This is a genomic window from Kitasatospora sp. NBC_00039 (assembly GCF_045160625.1).
Classification (GTDB): Bacteria; Actinomycetota; Actinomycetes; order Streptomycetales; family Streptomycetaceae; genus Kitasatospora.
On the sequence record NZ_CP108289.1, the window covers coordinates 224,297 to 240,304 of the forward strand.

At 72.4% G+C, this 16,008-nt stretch carries 15 protein-coding genes and 3 pseudogenes; 8 read left to right on the forward strand and 10 right to left on the reverse strand.

Features of this window, described 5'->3' with window-relative positions; all coding sequences use genetic code 11:
• Positions 1–7 precede the first annotated feature (7 nt).
• Positions 8–208, forward strand: a pseudogene (locus tag OG286_RS01310) (transposase); the annotation flags it as partial.
• Positions 209–1,072, forward strand: a complete 864-nt coding sequence (locus OG286_RS01315; RefSeq protein WP_405366030.1) for an alpha/beta fold hydrolase — start codon at positions 209–211, stop codon at positions 1,070–1,072.
• Here the strand turns inward: OG286_RS01315 and OG286_RS01320 are convergent.
• Entirely contained in the window at positions 981–2,054 is a 1,074-nt protein-coding gene (locus OG286_RS01320) for an ATP-dependent metallopeptidase FtsH/Yme1/Tma family protein (protein WP_405364612.1), read from the reverse strand. The genes OG286_RS01315 and OG286_RS01320 overlap by 92 nt on opposite strands.
• A 456-nt stretch (positions 2,055–2,510) precedes the next feature.
• Here OG286_RS01320 and OG286_RS01325 point away from each other — a divergent pair, with 456 nt between their 5' ends.
• Positions 2,511–4,037 (forward strand): multicopper oxidase family protein, encoded by a 1,527-nt coding sequence (locus OG286_RS01325; RefSeq protein ID WP_396325077.1) that lies wholly within the window; start codon positions 2,511–2,513, stop codon positions 4,035–4,037.
• A gap of 268 nt (positions 4,038–4,305) precedes the next feature.
• Here the strand turns inward: OG286_RS01325 and OG286_RS01330 are convergent, their stop codons facing one another.
• From OG286_RS01330 to OG286_RS01355, 6 genes are read right to left on the reverse strand one after another with little or no spacing between them, the layout of a single operon-like run.
• Positions 4,306–4,950 carry a hypothetical protein gene (locus OG286_RS01330; protein WP_396325076.1) on the reverse strand — a complete coding sequence of 215 codons (645 nt, stop codon included), beginning with the start codon at positions 4,948–4,950 and terminating at the stop codon, positions 4,306–4,308.
• Positions 4,951–5,109: a hypothetical protein gene (locus OG286_RS01335; protein WP_405364614.1), complete on the reverse strand. Its 159-nt coding sequence runs from the start codon at positions 5,107–5,109 to the stop codon at positions 4,951–4,953.
• A gap of 23 nt (positions 5,110–5,132) precedes the next feature.
• Positions 5,133–6,050: a cytochrome P450 gene (locus OG286_RS01340; RefSeq protein WP_405364616.1), complete on the reverse strand. Its 918-nt coding sequence runs from the start codon at positions 6,048–6,050 to the stop codon at positions 5,133–5,135.
• The gene (locus tag OG286_RS01345; RefSeq protein WP_396325073.1) at positions 6,047–6,265 is read right to left on the reverse strand and encodes an MbtH family protein; all 219 of its coding nucleotides are present in this window, start codon (positions 6,263–6,265) and stop codon (positions 6,047–6,049) included. Before OG286_RS01345 ends, OG286_RS01340 begins: the two co-directional genes overlap by 4 nt.
• Positions 6,266–6,303: 38 nt before the next feature.
• Positions 6,304–7,833, reverse strand: coding sequence for an alpha/beta fold hydrolase (locus OG286_RS01350; RefSeq protein ID WP_396325072.1), 1,530 nt, complete (start codon positions 7,831–7,833; stop codon positions 6,304–6,306).
• Positions 7,767–9,374, reverse strand: a complete 1,608-nt coding sequence (locus OG286_RS01355; RefSeq protein WP_405366031.1) for a non-ribosomal peptide synthetase — start codon at positions 9,372–9,374, stop codon at positions 7,767–7,769. Before OG286_RS01355 ends, OG286_RS01350 begins: the two co-directional genes overlap by 67 nt.
• 53 nt (positions 9,375–9,427) lie before the next feature.
• Here OG286_RS01355 and OG286_RS01360 point away from each other — a divergent pair, with 53 nt between their 5' ends.
• Positions 9,428–10,177, forward strand: a complete 750-nt coding sequence (locus OG286_RS01360; protein WP_405364618.1) for a hypothetical protein — start codon at positions 9,428–9,430, stop codon at positions 10,175–10,177.
• Here OG286_RS01360 and OG286_RS01365 read toward each other — a convergent pair.
• Entirely contained in the window at positions 10,155–11,207 is a 1,053-nt protein-coding gene (locus OG286_RS01365) for a helix-turn-helix domain-containing protein (protein WP_405364620.1), read from the reverse strand. The two genes, OG286_RS01360 and OG286_RS01365, sit on opposite strands and share 23 nt — an antisense overlap.
• 176 nt (positions 11,208–11,383) lie before the next feature.
• Here OG286_RS01365 and OG286_RS01370 point away from each other — a divergent pair, with 176 nt between their 5' ends.
• Entirely contained in the window at positions 11,384–11,965 is a 582-nt protein-coding gene (locus OG286_RS01370; RefSeq protein WP_396325067.1) for a peptidase inhibitor family I36 protein, read from the forward strand.
• Positions 11,966–12,060: 95 nt separating this feature from the next.
• Here the strand turns inward: OG286_RS01370 and OG286_RS01375 are convergent, their stop codons facing one another.
• On the reverse strand, positions 12,061–12,333 hold the full coding sequence (locus tag OG286_RS01375) for a DJ-1/PfpI family protein (RefSeq protein WP_396325066.1): 273 nt from the start codon (positions 12,331–12,333) through the stop codon (positions 12,061–12,063).
• On the opposite strand from OG286_RS01375, the pseudogene OG286_RS01380 reads away from it, so the two are divergent.
• Positions 12,319–13,075 (forward strand): annotated as a pseudogene (locus tag OG286_RS01380) (DeoR/GlpR family DNA-binding transcription regulator). The gene OG286_RS01375 and the pseudogene OG286_RS01380 overlap by 15 nt on opposite strands.
• A 926-nt stretch (positions 13,076–14,001) precedes the next feature.
• On the opposite strand, the gene OG286_RS01385 reads toward OG286_RS01380, so the two are convergent.
• The gene (locus OG286_RS01385) at positions 14,002–14,208 is read right to left on the reverse strand and encodes a hypothetical protein (protein ID WP_396325064.1); all 207 of its coding nucleotides are present in this window, start codon (positions 14,206–14,208) and stop codon (positions 14,002–14,004) included.
• A 299-nt stretch (positions 14,209–14,507) separates the two neighbouring features.
• On the opposite strand from OG286_RS01385, the pseudogene OG286_RS01390 reads away from it, so the two are divergent.
• Both OG286_RS01390 and OG286_RS01395 read left to right on the forward strand, forming a co-directional pair.
• Positions 14,508–14,970 (forward strand): annotated as a pseudogene (locus OG286_RS01390) (IS630 family transposase); the annotation flags it as partial.
• Positions 14,971–15,340: 370 nt separating this feature from the next.
• On the forward strand, positions 15,341–15,796 hold the full coding sequence (locus OG286_RS01395; RefSeq protein WP_396325063.1) for a hypothetical protein: 456 nt from the start codon (positions 15,341–15,343) through the stop codon (positions 15,794–15,796).
• The last annotated feature ends 212 nt before the right edge of the window (positions 15,797–16,008 follow it).

Consider the following 16,008-nt stretch of genomic DNA (forward strand, 5'->3'; position numbering starts at 1 on the left):
CCCCGGGGTGTTGGCGGCGATCGTGTTCGTCGCGACGTCGGGGTGCACGTGGGCCCAGCTGCCACCCTGTTTCGGCCCGTCCGGGCCTACCGCCCACCGGCGCTTCACCGAGTGGAGCAGGGCGAGGGTGTGGGCCAAGCTCCACCGGATCGTCCTGGACGAGCTCGGCGCACGGGGTGAGCTGGACTGGTCGAGGTGCGCGGTCGACTTGACCTGGCGTGAGCGGACCGTGGTACGCGACGGAGTGCGGCTCTCCTGCCGTGACGGGGCCGGGGCGGGCCGCGCCATCGTGCTGCTGCACGGCTTGGCCGGCCACGCGGGCGAATGGGGCGCCACCGCACGGCACCTGAACTCCAGACACCGAACCGTCGCCGTCGACCAACGCGGTCACGGAGCTTCCGAGCGCCGCCCCAAGGACGTCTCCCGCGCCGCCTACGTCGCTGACGTCGTCGCTGTCATCGAACAACTCGGCCTCCACCAGCCCGTCCTGGTCGGCCAGTCGCTCGGCGGCCACACCGCGATGCTCACCGCCGCAGCTCACCCCGACCTGATCGGCGGGCTCGTCCTCATCGAGGCCGGGCCCGCCGGTTCGGACCACAGCGTCGCGGCCGGGATCGGCGACTGGTTCGCCTCCTGGCCGGTCCCCTTCCACTCCAAGGACGCGGCCGTCCGCTTCCTCGGCGGAGGGCCGGTGGGCGAGGGATGGGCGGAGGGCCTGGAGGAGCGCGCGGACGGATGGTGGCCCCGCTTCGAACCCGACCTGATGACCGCCTCGCTGACGGAGGTCACCCAACGGTCCTTCTGGGACGAGTGGGTGCGGATCACCTGCCCCACCCTGGCCGTCCTGGGCCAGGGTGGGATCATCCCGCTCCAGGAGATCGAGGAGATGCTCCGGCGTCGCCCAGGCACGACCGCATTGAGCATCCCCCGAACCGGCCACGACCTGCACTTGGAAAGACCCGACGTACTCCATGGCGCACTCACCCAGGTACGACCGGGTGCTCGTGGAGCTCAGCCCGTACGACCTCACTCGGCCGAATCCTCTTCCGATACCGCACGTAGCGGCGGGTAGGACGTGCCGGCTTCAGAAAGGAAGTCGCCGAACTGCATCGGACATGCGCCCGATGCAGAACCGGCCTGACCTGACCGGTATGGGCGCCGATACCGCTGCTCCCGGGTTGAGGCTGCGCGCATCCCGATGAGGGGTCTGCGTAGCCGATCATGGCCGAAAGCCGGCCACACCCCGGGCCGTATGCGGGATCACGGACGGCATCGTCGTGGCCGTGTACACCGGGGAACGCGGGGAGCGTCCGGGCTCTCGGACGGCCCGACCACCGCGCGGGTCGGAGCGCTTTCGACGCCACGCCGACCTGTGAGGGGACCGGCCGGCGCCCGCCCTCCGTCCCTGCCCGCGGTCCGGCGTCGGCCGAGACGGACGCCGCCGCAGACCCGGGCGGCGGCGAGTACCGCGCGCCTTCCTGACCTGGGTGCCTGCACAAGCCCGGATGGCGCCGCCGGGCCGGAGTGCCGGGCAGGACGCCCGGAGTGCGCAGGAAGTCGACGATCTCGCTGATCTCCTGCTTGACGCCCTCGTACCCGGCGACGTCCACGAACCGGGTGGTCGGCCGCTCCGCCTCGATGATCTTCGCGCGGGATCGGCCGATCGCACTCAGCCCGCCGCTCAGCGACCGCGCGGCCATCCGGCCCGACCACAGGAAGAACGCGGCCACCAGGACCAGCGGTAGGAAGATCAGCAACAGCGAGCCGAGCACCGAGCCGCCGCCGCTCCGCTCCGCCGTGACCTGGACCTTCTGCGACTCCAACTGCTGGGTGATCGCGCTGTTGTCCAGGGCCGTCGGAATCCGGGTGGTGAACCTGGTGCCGTCCTTGAGGGCGCCCTTGACCGCGCCCTGGTCGTTGATGGTCACCGACTGCACCTGACCGGCCTGCACCCGGCCGGCGAAGTCGGTGTACGCGAACGTGGGGCCGGTCGTGGACGAGGTGTGGGAGATGACGATCAGGAACGCCGTGATCGCGAGCGCGATCGGCAGCATCCAGCGCCGCCACCCGGGTGACGGGGGCTGCGCGGGCTTCGGCGGCTCGCGCGGCGGGCCCGGCGTCACCTTCCGGGTCAGGTGCCGACGGCCGAGCCGTACTCGGGCGATCATGCTGCTTCCCTTCCTCTCCTCACCCTGGGGATGCCCGGCTCCGGCGACCGCTAACGCGGCAACGGGTGCGTCGGGTGGGCGCGGCGGGGTAATTGCTTGCACGGGCGCGTGGATCCTGGCAGGTAGGTTGACCAGGCTGCGGCTCTGCGGGTGGGAGCCGAAGGACGAGATCCCAGGCGGAGGCGATGGCGATGTGGAGAGCCCCCACGACCTCGTCGGTCCGCGACGCGCCACCGCATCCGCCGCTCCTCCCTCAAGGGCGAATACGGCCCGCGCTGCACGGCACTCGCCTGCCGGTACGCGCCCGCGGCCACACACGCTCCTGAGAGAGGATCCGAACCTGTGCATGACTTCCGCCGTCGAACCCTTCTGCACGCCGGACTCGGCGCCGTCGGAGCGGGCCTGCTCGCCGCCTGCGGCGGTGCCTCCGATGGGCCCAAGACGGTCGTTCCCGCCGGTCCCGCTGCCGACCGTACGGAGCAGAAACCGGAGGATGTCAGCAGCGAGCTGAAGGTCGCTCTCTCCGCCGCACCGGCGAAGCTCGATCTCGGCGGCGGCGTCACGGTCGCCACGTGGGCCTTCGAGCGGCGGACGCTCGGCCAGGAGGTCCGGCTCACCGCCGGCACCACGCTGGCCGCCGAGCTGTCGAACCGGCTGCCGCACGGCACCACGACATCGACCCACTGGCACGGCATCGCCCTGCGCAACGCCATGGACGGCGCGCCCCCCGTCACCCAGGAGCCCGTCCCCGCCGGCGGCACCTTCCTGTACCGCTTCACCCCGAAGGTCCCGGGCACCTACTTCCTTCACCCGCATGTCGGCGTCCAGCTCGACCGCGGCCTGTACGCGCCGCTCATCGTCGAGGACCCGAAGGAACCGCTGTCCTACGACGCGGAGTGGGTGGTCGTCCTCGACGACTGGCTCGACGGCGTCACCGGCACCCCCGACGACGTCCTGGCCCAACTCATGCACGGCAACAGCCACCTGGACATGGGCACCGCGGCGTCGCGCTCCTCCGAGGGCACCTCCGACACCTTGGTGCTCGCGAATGGCACGAGCGACCTCCTCGGCGGGCATGCCGGGGACGTCGCCCACCCGCACCACCTGGTCAACGGCCGGATCCCGGCCGACCCCACCGTCTTCACCGGCCGGCCCGGCCAGCGGGCGCGGCTGCGCATCGTCAACGCGGGCTCCGACACCGCCTACCGCCTCGCGCTCGGCGGCCACCGGCTCACCATCACCCACACCGACGGCTATCCGGTCGAACACCAGCAGACCGACGCCCTGCTGATCGGCATGGGCGAGCGCTACGACGTTCTGGTCACCCTCGCCGACGGCGTCTTCCCGCTCGTCGCCCTGGCGGAGGGCAAGGACGCGCGCGGCATGGCCCTGATCCGCACGGGCGCCGGCACCGCGCCGCCACCTACGGTCCGGCCCGCCGAACTCGACGGCCTGATCGTGACCGCCGCCCGGCTCCGGGCGGCCGAGGGCGTACGTCTGAAATCCCGCAAGACCGATGTCACCCACCAGATAAGGCTCACCGGCCGCATGTCGAGCTACAACTGGGCCATCGACGGCAAGCCCTTCGACATGGCCCACCCCGACGCCGACCCGCTCGTGGTCGAGGCCGGCCAGCGGGTGCGCCTGGACTTCGTCAACCGCTCCGAGATGTGGCACCCGATGCACCTGCACGGCCACACCTACCAGTTCGGCGACACCGGACCGCGCAAGGACACCGCGATCGTGCTGCCCGGCCAGACCCTGTCCGTCTTCTTCGACGCCGACAATCCCGGCCGCTGGATGCTGCACTGCCACAACGCCTACCACGGCGAGGCCGGGATGATGGCGAACCTCGCCTACCGGACCTGACCGCCCGCACCGCCGGACTTTTCGGGCGGTGCGGACCGCACCAGCCGGGCCCCCAAGCCTCCGCGCCCATCTGATGCCATCTCAAGCAGTACGCAACGCATCTGTCAGTCCGTCAGAGTGGTGCGGGCTACCTGACCGGCACGAGGTGCTCCAGGTGTGGGAGTAGCAGTCGGCAGCCAGGGTCACGGTGCTCCGCCTACGAGTACCGCCGGTGCCCGGCCCGCTCGGGGTGAGCGGACCGGGCACCGGCGGTCGGTACGGCTCGTGGTCAGTCGTCCTCGGCGCGCGGGCCGTGGCCGAGGCGGCGCAGGTCGAAGGACCAGATGCCGCGGCCGAAGGTGGCGGCATAGAGCTTGCTGTCGGGGCCGGTCTTCAGCTGCTGGACCGAGGTCGTGGACAGGCCTTGGCCGAGCACCTGGAACGCGGTGGCGCCGGGTGCGCGGTAGAACGCGGCCAGGTCGGCGCCGAGGGCCAGGCCGCCGTCGGGCAGCAGCTTGATGGAGTCGGCGGGAACGTCGGGCAGGTTGGCAGAGGCGTCCGTCCAGGTGGCGCCGCCGTCACGGGTCTCGAAGAGGTGGCCGATGCCGGCACCAGGACCCTCGGTCCAGGCGCGGGAGAAGCCGCTGAACGCGACGAACACGTGCTGGGCGTCGGCCTGGTCCACGGCGAAGGAGGAGACGTACCGGTTGGGCAGCGCGCCCTCGACGGGCAGGTTCAGCTGGTGCCAACCGGTGCCGTCGGCCTTGCCGGTGGCGATGCCGCGGGTGAAACCCTGGTTGTTGCACGGGCCGCACCAGCCGGCGTAGACGGTCCCGCCGGAGGCGACGACGGCGGTGGCGACGTGGCCCTCACCGAGGTCGAAGGCGGCCGTCCAATCGCCGCCGCTGCGGATCGCGAAGCCCTTGTTCTGCACTCAGGCGTGGCGGCCGCCGGCAACCCAGGTGCTGGTGTTCTTCGGGTCGGTGGTGATCGGTGCGATGAAGCGGGCACCCGCGCCGCCGAGGTCCTTGTCCGGCGGGGCGATCTCCCAGGAGGTGGCCTTGGACCGGTCGTCCGGGGTGTCGAAGCGCACCAGCTCGTCGACGGCCTGCCGGATCAGAGCGGGCTCCGCACGCAGCCGCGCCAGCTGCCGGGGTGGCGCAGCAGGGCGAGGGTGCCGTTTCCGATGAGGTTGGTCGTGGTCTCGTCGCCCGCGGTGATGAGCATGAAGCAGGTGGAGAGCAGTTCCTCGTCGGTGAGCTGGTCGCCGCGGGCCTGGGCGGTGACCAGGGCGCTGATCAGATCGTCGCCGGGCTCCGCGCGGCGCCGGTGGATCAGTCGGGAGAGGTAGTCCTCGAACTGCTCGACCACCTTCTCGGCCTGCTCGATGTCCTCGCTGAGGTTGCCGAGGCGGCGGAACCAGGCCGTGACGTGCCCGCGGTCGCCGTCCGGGATGCCGAAGAGCTCGCAGATCACCGTGTCGGGCAGCGGTGAGGCGAGGTCGCGGATGACGTCCATGGTCGGCCCGGCGGCGACGGCGGCGTCGAGCAGTTCGTCGACGATCTCCTGGAGCCGCCCGCGCAGGGCTTCGATCCGCCGGGCGGTGAAAGCCTTGTTGACGAGCTTGCGCAGCCGGGCGTGGTCCGGCGGGTCGGTGTTGGTCATCACCCGGCCGAGGCGGTTGGTGAGCCGGCTGAGGTCGCGGAGGTTCCCGTCGCGGGTGGAGAGCGAGGCGGTGATCCGCTCACGGTCGCTGGACAGCCGCAGGTCGCCGAGGGCGGTCTCCACGTCGGCGTGGCGGGTCAGGTACCAGATGCCCTGCGGGCTGCGGTGGACCGGGTCCTCGCGGCGCATCCGGGCGTAGAGCGGGTAGGGGTCCTGCCGGAACTCGGGGGTGCGCATCGCCGCACTGAAGTCGCCGGAGCCGCCCGAACCGTCCGCAGCGCCGGAGCCGTCGGCAGCGCCCAAGCCACCGGGCGCGCCGGGGTTGCCCGGGGCGCGCCCGGCGGGGCGGGTGTTGGTCGCAGGTGTCACGACTGCTGCGCGTTCATGGCGTCGACGAGACTCTGCGGCCGCATGTCGGTCCAGTTCTGCTCGATGTGGTCGAGGCAGGTCTGGCGGGTGTCCTCCGGGTGCGCGACGGTCCAGCCGGCGGGCACGTCGGCGAAGGCGGGCCACAGGGAGTGCTGGCCTTCGTCGTTGACCAGAACGAGGTAGCGGGCGTCGTCGTCCTCGAACGGGTTGGTCATGGTTCTCTCCTTGAGGTGTTAGGTGTGAATGTCCGCTGTCAGTCGTGGAGTTCGGTGATCTTCGCGGCCAGAACAGGTCCGATCTGCCCCAGCGAGCCGGGCTGCGTCATCCGGTCGTGCCGGGTGGTGACGTCGTGGGACTCGATCCGGCCCGCGATGTAGGGCCGCCAGACGCCTGCGTCGGGCGAGTCTGTCTCCCGGTCGATCGTCGAGTTGAAGAGCAGCATGTCTCCCTCGAACCGGCCGGGGACGAAGTCCAGGGCGAGCCGGGCATTGTTGATCATGATGTCGACGACGGCCTCGATGTGGCGCTCGGTCAGGTTCGCCAGCGCGCTGCCGCGGTTCTGGAGGATCTCCGACACCTGGGCGAAGCTGAGCGGTCCCTCGGCCGGCAGGTCCGGGCCGCAGTCGAGGATGCCGACCAGGACGTCGCGCTCGGTGGGCACCGGCGGTTCGTCGAAGGCGACGTCGCCCACCGGGTAGGCGTCGAGGATGGCGAGCAGGGAGGTGCGTTGGCCGCGGTTCTGCAGCTCGGTGGCGACCGCGTGGGCGACCAGGCCGCCGACCGACCAGCCGGGCAGCTGGTAGGGGCCGGTGGGCTGGACCTTGCGGATCTGGTCGGCGTAGTCGGCCGCCATCTCCTCGATGGTGGCGGGGCGGGGCTCCGGCCGGCCCAGGCTGCGCGCCTGGATCGCGTAGATCGGGTACTCGGGCCCGAGGTGGTTCAGCAGCCCGCAGTACGACCAGCTGATCCCGCCGCCGGGGTGGATGCACCACAGTGGCGTGCTCCGGCCCTTCGGCCGCAGCGGGAGGACCACGTCGAAGGCGTCGTCCAGGTCGTCCACGCCGAGCCGCTCCGCCAGGCCGGCCACCGTCGACGCCTCGAACAGCGTGCGCAGGCCGAGCCTGGTGCCCAGCGTCTCCCGTACCCGGGCCGCCAGCCGGGCGGCCAGCAGGGAGTGGCCGCCGAGCGCGAAGAAGTCGTCGTCGATGCGCACCTGCTCCCGGCCGAGCACCTCGGCGAACAGGCCGCACAACAGCTGCTCCTGCGGTGTCCTCGGCATCCGGCCGGTGCCCGCCGCCTCGTACTCGGGGGCGGGCAGCGCCCTGCGGTCCGGCTTGCCGTTGCCGGTCAGCGGCAGCGCGTCGAGCAGGACGAACGCCGACGGGACCATGTACTCGGGCAGGAGCTGCCGGAGCTCGTCCGTGAGCCCGGACGGCTCCGGGGCGGCGCCCGCGGCGGGCACGACGTAGGCGACGAGCCGCTGGTCCCCCGGCCGGTCCTCGCGGGCGACGACCAGTGCCTGGGCGACGCCCGGCAGGCCGCAGAGCACGGTCTCGACCTCGCCGGGCTCGATCCGGAAGTCGCGGAGCTTCACCTGCTGGTCGGCCCGGCCGACGAACTCCAGCGTCCCGTCGGCGCGCCGGCGGGCCAGGTCCCCGGTGCGGTACATCCGGGCGCCCGCGGGCCCGTCGGGGTCGGCGACGAACCGCTGGGCGGTCAGGCCCGGCCGGCCCAGGTAGCCGCGCGCGAGGCCGGCTCCGGCGAGGTAGAGCTCGCCGACCACGCCCGGCGGCACCGGCCGCAGGCCCCGTCCAGGACGTGCGCCCGCATGTTCGCCAACGGCCGTCCGAGCGGTACCGGTCGGTCGCCGGCCGGCGGTGCGGCCGGCCGATGGGACAGCGCGAAGGTGGTGGTCTCGGTCGGGCCGTAGCCGTTGGCCACGGTGAGGCCGGGGCAGGCGGCCAGCACCCGCGCGACCGCGACGGGGGAGACCACGTCACCGCCTGCCCACACCTCGCGGGCGCCGCTGAAGCAGTCCGGCTGCTGCTCGGCCAGGAGCTGGAACAGTCCGGCCGCCAGGAACATCCCGGTGACGCCGTGCTGGGCGATGGTCCGCGCCACCGTGGGGGCGTCCAGCTGTCCGGGCGGGGCGACGACCACCTGCCCGCCGGTGAGCAGAGGCACCCACAGTTCGTAGGTCGAGGCGTCGAAGGCGGTCGGCGAGTGCAGCAACACGCGCTCGTGGCCGCCGGCCGCCCAGCACGGGTCCAGGGCGAGGGCCGTCACGTCGTGATGGGTGACCCCGACGCCCTTCGGCTGCCCGGTCGAGCCCGAGGTGTACATGATGTACGCGAGCTGCCGGGGGTGGCAGCCGATCCCGAGGGCGGACCCGTCCTGTTCCGTCTCCCCCAGCGCGGTCAGCACGTCCGGGCTGAGCAGCACGCCGGCCCCGGTCTCGCGCATCATCAGGTCGATCCGCGAGGACGGGAAGCGCGGGTCGAGCGGGACGTACGCCGCACCGGCCTTGACGACGGCGAGGACGGCCGTCACCAGGTCGATCGAGCGCTCCAGCAGCACCGCGACCGGGGCCTCCGGCCCGGCCCCCTGCGCGGTGAGCGCGCGGGCCAGCCGGTTGGCCCGGGCGTCGAGCTCCCGGTAGGTCACGGCGGCGTCCTCGCACACCACGGCGATCGCATCCGGGGTCCGCCGCGCCTGCGCCTCGAAGAGCGCCGGAAGGCCGACGGCGGGGAGGTCGACCGTGACCGCGTCGCGGGCCGCGAGGTCCCGTTCCTCGGCGCTGAGCAGGTCGACTGCCCCGATCGGCCGCTCCGGGTCGGCGACCGCGGCCTCCAGCAGCCGCACCCAGCGGGCGAAGAGCGCCTCGACCGTCGCCTCGTCGAACAGGTCGGTGGCGTACTCCACCGCGCCGCGCAGACCGGCCGGGCCGCCGACGGCGCTGTGCTCCTCGGCCAGGCTGAAGGTCAGGTCGACCCGGGCAGTGTCCGTCGGCGCCGGCTCGAAGCCGGTCTCCAGCCCCGGCAGGGCGAACTCCCCGACCGGCGCGTTCTGCAGGGCCAGCATCACCTGGAACAGCGGGTGGTGCGCGAGCGACCAGGCCGGGTTGAGGAGCTCGACCAGGTACTCGAACGGGACGTCCTGGTGGGCGTACGCGGCGAGCGCGTTCTCCAGGACCCGGGCGAGGAGTTCGGCGAAGCCCGGGTTGCCGGAGGTGTCGGTGCGCAGGACGAGCGTGTTGACGAAGAAGCCGACGAGCTCGTCCAGCGCCTGGTCGGCACGGCCGGCGATCGGGCTGCCGAGCGGGATGTCCGTGCCCGCGCCTTTCCCGCGAGCGGTTCCGCGATGACCACCTGCTACGCGTGGACCCGGTGAGCGGGTCGCTCTTCGTCCTGGATCCGGACGAGGTCGCCCCGGACGAGGTCGGCGACCTCACCGAGGCCACCGTCAGCGAGCTTGCCAGCCGGCTCGGCTGCGTCTACGAGCACTGCGTCGACTACGACTCCGTCGGCGACGTCCGCTACTACGAGTGGCACCTCCTTGTCCCGCAAAGCGCGCACGCCCACCGCGCCCCGGAGGGTTTGCCCCAGGCGGTGGCCCGGATCCGGGACCTGCTGCGCGGCATGCTGCCAGCCGGCCTGACCGGCTGGGAGATCAATATCGACCGCGATTACACCCGCCGCCTGGCTGCCGCCCAGCTGATGGGCACCACCTACAGCGACCTGCTCACCGTCCTGGACGACACCTTCCTCCACCGGCGCACCGGCGGCGCCGAAGAGCTGGAGCCGCGCGCCAAGCTGTGGCACGAGGACGAGAAGACGCTGGTCGGCGATTACGCGATCTGGCTCGGCCAGGACCCGAGCGTCGACTACCAGCGATGGCTGGTGCTCCCGGCCGCACGCGCTCGTCCTCGAACTCGACGACGGCCGGATCCTCCTTACCTCCCCCCGGCTCGCCCCCTCCAGGCCCGCGAGGTCGCCGAGGCCGTCCGCCCGTTCCTCGGCTCCCCCGGCCGCGACCCCGACCACCCCCTCACCACCCCCCTGCACGTCGAACTCACCCTCACCGGCCGGCCACCCACCGCCACCTTCATCCGCCTCCGCGGCGACTGACGCCCTCGACGCCCCGTCCCTGCGGATCGGGCCCTCGGACATCACTGGGTGCCACGCCGTACGCGGCGCGGAAGGCACGGCTGAAGTCCGCGTGCGCGCGGAATCCCCAGCGGGCGGCGACGTCCCCGATCGTGCAGTGGCGCAGCCGCGGGTCGACGAGGTCGACACGGGAGCGCTCAAGACGGCGACGGCGGATCGTGGCGGCGACCGTCTCGGGCCGCGTCCGGAACAGCTGGTGCAGGGTGCGCAGCGAGATGTGGTGGTGCGCGGCGATGACGGCCGGGCACAGCTCCGGGTCTCCCAGGTTGTGCTCGATGAAGGTGTCGACGCGCGCGAGCAGCACCTGCTCCCGGGTCTCCACGGGCAGCGCGTCGCGCGCGTCGAGCAGGCCCGCGAAGTAGGCGGCGGCCAGTTGGACACCGATGGCGCCCGTCCGGCGGAGCTCTGCCGGGCCGCCGTGGCCGGCACTCTCCAGGAGGCCGGACAGGAAGTGCCCGAGCAGCACCCCGGCGGGCGATCGGACGGCGAGGGAACGGCCCAGCAGACGCTCCATCCGGTCGGCCTTCAGCGGCACGGCGGTCCGGGGCAGTTGCATCAGCGTGACCCGGTGCCCGCGGTCGTCCCGGGTGAAGAAGTCGGCCGCCAGCGGGCGGGAGGTGTCGAACACGGCCAGGCTGCCGGTCGTGAGGCTGGCGACGTTGCGGGACTGCTCCAGCTGGATCGGGCTGCCCTGCACCAGGAACAGGTGGTACTGCTCCGGGTCGAAACGCCGGATCTGGGCCGGTCCGCGACGGGCCGACATCGGGGAGAACGCGAACTCCGCCACCCGGGCGCCGGGCAGGTCGACCGCCCTCGCACTCCCGCGGAAGCCGCCCTCGTGGTCGCTGGTGAGCGCCACGGGCATGACGTCGGTCTCCATCAGGCAGCTCCACCACTCCAGCCGGTCCGGTGGAACCACCCCGTCGGTGGAGACCGACACCAGCGCCTCGGGTGCCGAACCGCACGCCTCTGCTTCAGTTAACGTGAACACAGAGAGATGATCCGGGTCGCAGCCGGGCCGCGTCCAGGCGGTTGTCGGCCATGACGGACGCCGACTTCGCCCGGTGCCAAGGAAGTCCGCACGCAGCGCCAAAGACCCGGGCGCCGGTGCGCGGCAACGATGTGACCAGCACACGACACGATCCTTCGATTCCCAGAGGTGACACCGTGACAGAGCACCGAACCCCCGGCTCCGGCTCGCCCGCGAGGATTCTCGCCGCGCTGGTCATGACCCTCCTCGCACTGGTGGGCACCGCGAGTGCGGCCGGCGCCGCCACCACCCCGGACTTCTCGGCCCAGGCCCACGGCCTCGGCCTGACCGACGCCCAGGCGAAGAGCCTCCAGGAGCGCGTCGACGCCTACCTGGCCACCACCGGCGGCACCCAGGTCTCGGCCAACAAGATCGCCCTGAACGGCGGGGAGCTGCTGCTCGCCCTCCCCGGGGAGCAGAAGGCCCGCAGCGTCACAGCGGCGGGTCACGCGACGAGCCTGGCCGCCTCCTGCCCGTACACGTACGTGTGCGCCTACAGCGGCCCCAACTACACCGGTGACGTCCTGACGCTCTTCACGTGCAACTTCCCGGTGTCCATTCCCTGGTCCGGGACCGGCTCGTGGATCAACAACCAACGGGCCGCCCTGCACGCCAAGTTCTACGACCGGAACGGCAACCTCGGCTGGACGTCGCCCGGCGGCTACAGCTCGGACCCCGCCGCCCCCTGGGGCTGGGTCGGGTGGCTCAGCCCCTGCTAGGAGCCGCCTGATCAACCGCTGGTCGCGGCCCGAGGACTCGGGCCGCGACCGTGATCGATGACGCCTGCGCCCCGCGCGCTCCCGCGGCTCCCCGGTCACTTCCGGCGCTTCGCGGCATGGGAGAACTCCGTCACGAAGGTGTCGTTGAAGACCGGGAGGACGGCCGGTCGGCGGCTGGTGATCAGGGGCCCGGGGCCGTCGTGGCAGGTGTGGACCTCCTCGTCGACCCAGTGGGCGCCGCCGTTTCGCAGGTCGGTGCGCAGGCTCGGCCAGGAGGTGAGGGTGCGGCCGCGGACGGCGTCGGCCTCGACGACGGCGGCGCGCCACCCGCCGCCGTCCCAGTTCACCAAGGCGTGCGACGTCGACATCGGCACGGCACGCCGGCCAGCTGCGGCGGGCGATGGTGGATCGTCGCCAAGGACGTCGCCGCGGACCTGGGCATCTCCGAGGACAGCGTGCGCCGCGACCTACGCGACCTCGCCGCCGAAGGACGGTGCCAGCGGGTCTACGGCGGGGCCCTGCCCGTCTCCCCCGCCACCGCGGACTACGCCGCCCGACAGACCGTCGCCCCCGACGGCAAACGGCGGGTCGCCGCGGTCGCCGCCGCGCTCGTACGGCCCGGCAGCGCCCTGATCCTGGACGGAGGCACCACCGCCCTCGCCGTCGCCCGCCTGCTCCCGCCGGACCTCACCTGCACCGTGATCACCCACAGCCCGACCATCGCGGCCGCACTGCTCGACCACCCCCGGGCCGAGGTCTTCCTCCTCGGCGGCCGCCTCTTCAAGCACTCGGCGGTCACCTGCGGCGCGGGCCGCGGTCGAGGCCGCCCAGAACGTCTCCGCCGACCTCTGCCTCCTCGGCGTCACCGGCGTCCACCCGCAGGCCGGCCTGACCACCGGCGACGCCGAGGAGGCCGCGATGAAGCGCGCCCTGGCCGCACGGGCCGCGGACACCTACGTCCTCGCCTCGTCCGAGAAGATCGGCGCCGCCTCCCGGTTCCGCGTCCTGCCCTGGGAGCAGATCAGCGGACTCATCACCGACGCCGACCCCTGCCACCCAGTCCTGGGACAACTCACGGCGCACGGCGTGGAGATCCTTGCGGCCGGCTGACAGCCACGGCGCGCACGGGATCGACGGCGGACTTTACGGCCGCAGCCAGGCCGGCGGGGCGGCAGCCGGCCCGCCGGATGCCCCAGGGCTTCTTCGGCTCCCGGCCGGGACGGACTCGACGTCCACCCGCAGCGTGGGTCAGGCGGAGCGGACGGCCCGGCCGCAGTCCCGACAGACCCTCCTGGTCGTGTCCCACTTCGGCGGGTACCAGGGGGAACCGGGGACGGAGGGCCGGTAGTCCACGGTCTGCATCCGCCGGGTGTCCGCACCGCACAGGTGTGGCCGCCGGGGCCGCCGGGCACGGACGGGTCGGGGTCGGCCGCGTGCACGGCACGCACGCCCTCGACGTACTCCTCGCCGCCGGCGCCGAGGTGGTCCACCCGCTGAAGCTCGGGTTCCAGAAGCACGATCAGGCTTATCACCCCACTCTCGGCGGGAGCGGGCCGCGGCGCATCCGGGATCGGTCCGCTCCGGCCGGCAACGCCAGGACACCGGAGCCCGGCTCCCGGAGTCCGTCCCGCAAGTAGCGGATGGGGCTGGGGAAAGACAGGCACGATGTGTCCCTTCGGAAGCCGTAACACGCGGCTCAAACCCGGCCAAGCGCAGGCCGAGCACGACATGTGTGCCAGAACGGCGAACGGTCGTCACTCCTTGGACCCAGGCAGAAGCCATCCACGGACCCAGTACCGAGGCGAACGGCATCGTCACCTCGACGCCTACCGGGCGAGTGCGCGGGGTGCCGTGGCCGGGCGCGGGTTGGCGGCGTGCGTCAGCCGGCGGCGCGTGCGCCCGGGGTCTTCGCGGTGGCGGGGCGAGCCGGTGTCGGCTGTGCACGTGCCGTTGCCGGGTTGCGTGATGTTCATCGAAGGGCCTCCCGGCATCGTGCGGCAGTCGTGGGCGGGTTCAGTCGACGGTGGTGGGTGGGTTCAGCCGGCGGTGCCGTCGGCGGTTTCGGTGACCTGGTTGGCGACGACGAGGACGTAGCGCTCCCAGGCCAGGACGTAGCCGGCGACGTCGTCGAGCTGGCCGACCTGGTCGACGACGCGCGCGAGCGGGAGCGAGAGGTCGACGAGTCCGCTGGTCCTCAGGAAGTCCAGGGCCTTGCGGGCGTCGACGGGGGGCGGGCAGGACATGGTGTTGCTCCCATCAGTGGGTGAGGCAGATAGGAGGATTGTCACGAGGGGTCGTCGGAGTGTCACCGGTGGTATTGACTCGAACATACGGTCGAGCGGATGGCAGCCTTCTCCCGTCGGGGCCGCGAGGCCGCAAACGGGCCGAATGGGCGACACCTCGCAGGGTCGGGCGGGGGGGCGCACGATGGTTCGTTCACGCCCCATGAGGGTGGGAACACCGGGCGGGCGGCCCTGGGTCCACGTCCGCCGGCCACGACCCGCCGCACGCCCCTGGCTCCGATCTCGTCGCCCCATGGAGCGGCCTGGTGATCCGGATCGGTCGCGAGGCCCTGCGCCGCCTGCTCGCCCGACGCGGCGCCACCTTCCAGCGCACCAAGACGTGGAAGGAGTCCACCGATCCCGAGTACGACTCCAAGCCCGACCGGATCGAACACGTCCTCGAACGCTTCCCGGACCGCATGTTCGCCTTCGACGAGTTCGGGCCGCTCGGCATCCGCCCCACTGCGGGCAGCTGCTGGGCCGAACAGGGCCGGCCCGACCGGCTCCCGGCGACCTACAAGCGGACCCACGGCGTCACGTACTTCCACGGCTGCCGATCGGCGATGACACAATGTGGGGCGTCACCGGCGCCGCAAGGGCACCGCGAACGCCCTGGCCGCGCTCAGGTCGATCCGGGCCGCCCGTCCGGACCGCGCCCCGGTCTACGTGATCCTGGACAACCTGTCCGCGCACAACGGCAAGAGGATCCTGCGCTGGGCGAGAGCGTTTCCATAGTGGCCCATGCGGCTGTCTTTCCCGCGAGGCGCCGAGCTGCGGGCGGCGGACATCGGTATTCTGATTTCGCTCAGAAGCGCCTCGACAGAGCGCGCCATCTCTCCGTTGCCGGTGCGGTGCCTCTCCGGCGACGACCGAATTCCACCCCCTTCAACGTGCGCCGGTTGGCGAACTCCGGAGTGGTTTTGGCACCTTCGACCACCCACGCGGCGAACCTTCGCAGCCGAACAGTTGCTCTCGTGGCTCTCGACCCGCCGTCGCCGATCCCATGGATCAGATCCGGAACGCTGCGGCGCCCCGACCCGGCGCTGACCTCGCCGAACCTGACCGACAGCCAGATGACCGAAAGGAACACGAAATGGCTCTTTCCCGACTGGGCCACCGGGCCGTCATGGCGGCTGCGAGCCTCGCCCTCGGCGTCCTCCCGCTCGCTGCATGGCCCGCCCCCGCCGTTGCCGGCTCCCACTCCGTGAGCCTGGCAATCGGACCGGTGCCCGTCCCGCACGTCTCCGTCTCGGCGTGCGTCGACGCCACGTGCGTCTCGACTCCGGCGCTCACCAGCGTGAAGCTCGTCGCCACCGCGACAGTGACGGGCGGCCCGCTCCCCGCGGTCGTCCTCACCCCGGCCACCTGCCCGAACGGCGGCCAGGGAGTCGCAGTCCAGGTGACCAGCCTTCAGCCCGTCACCGTCACCGTCAGCGGGACGGTCTCCGGTACGACCACCAGCGGCCCGGTCAGCATCCCCGTGGGGCCAGTCACCGAGACGATTCTCCCGGGCACCCCCGGCGTGCTCGTGTCCGCGTGTACGGACTGACGTGCTCCGCCCCCGGGACGTCGGGATGACCCGTGAGCGGGGGCGGGGGCAGGGGCGGCCTGCTCGGCAACTCGAAGCCGAGCGGGCCGCCTTCCGGAACTCGGCCCGGGCTTTTGGCGCACCGAGGTGCCGCAAAGGAATCCCCGACTCTGACGCGTGGCGCCCCGAGACCGGCATCGCGCCCCGGCTCGCCGACGCCGAACTGGTCACCC

Coding starts and splice junctions, on each gene's coding strand:
- OG286_RS01320 (WP_405364612.1), bottom strand. CDS start 2,054: ATGCTGCCGATCGCGCTCGCGATCACGGCGTTCCTGATCGTCATCTCC.
- OG286_RS01345 (WP_396325073.1), bottom strand. CDS start 6,265: ATGACCAACCCGTTCGAGGACGACGACGCCCGCTACCTCGTTCTGGTC.
- OG286_RS01375 (WP_396325066.1), bottom strand. CDS start 12,333: ATGTCGACGTCGCACGCCTTGGTGAACTGGGACGGCGGCGGGTGGCGC.
- OG286_RS01385 (WP_396325064.1), bottom strand. CDS start 14,208: ATGTCCTGCCCGCCCCCCGTCGACGCCCGCAAGGCCCTGGACTTCCTG.
- OG286_RS01395 (WP_396325063.1), top strand. CDS start 15,341: ATGGCTCTTTCCCGACTGGGCCACCGGGCCGTCATGGCGGCTGCGAGC.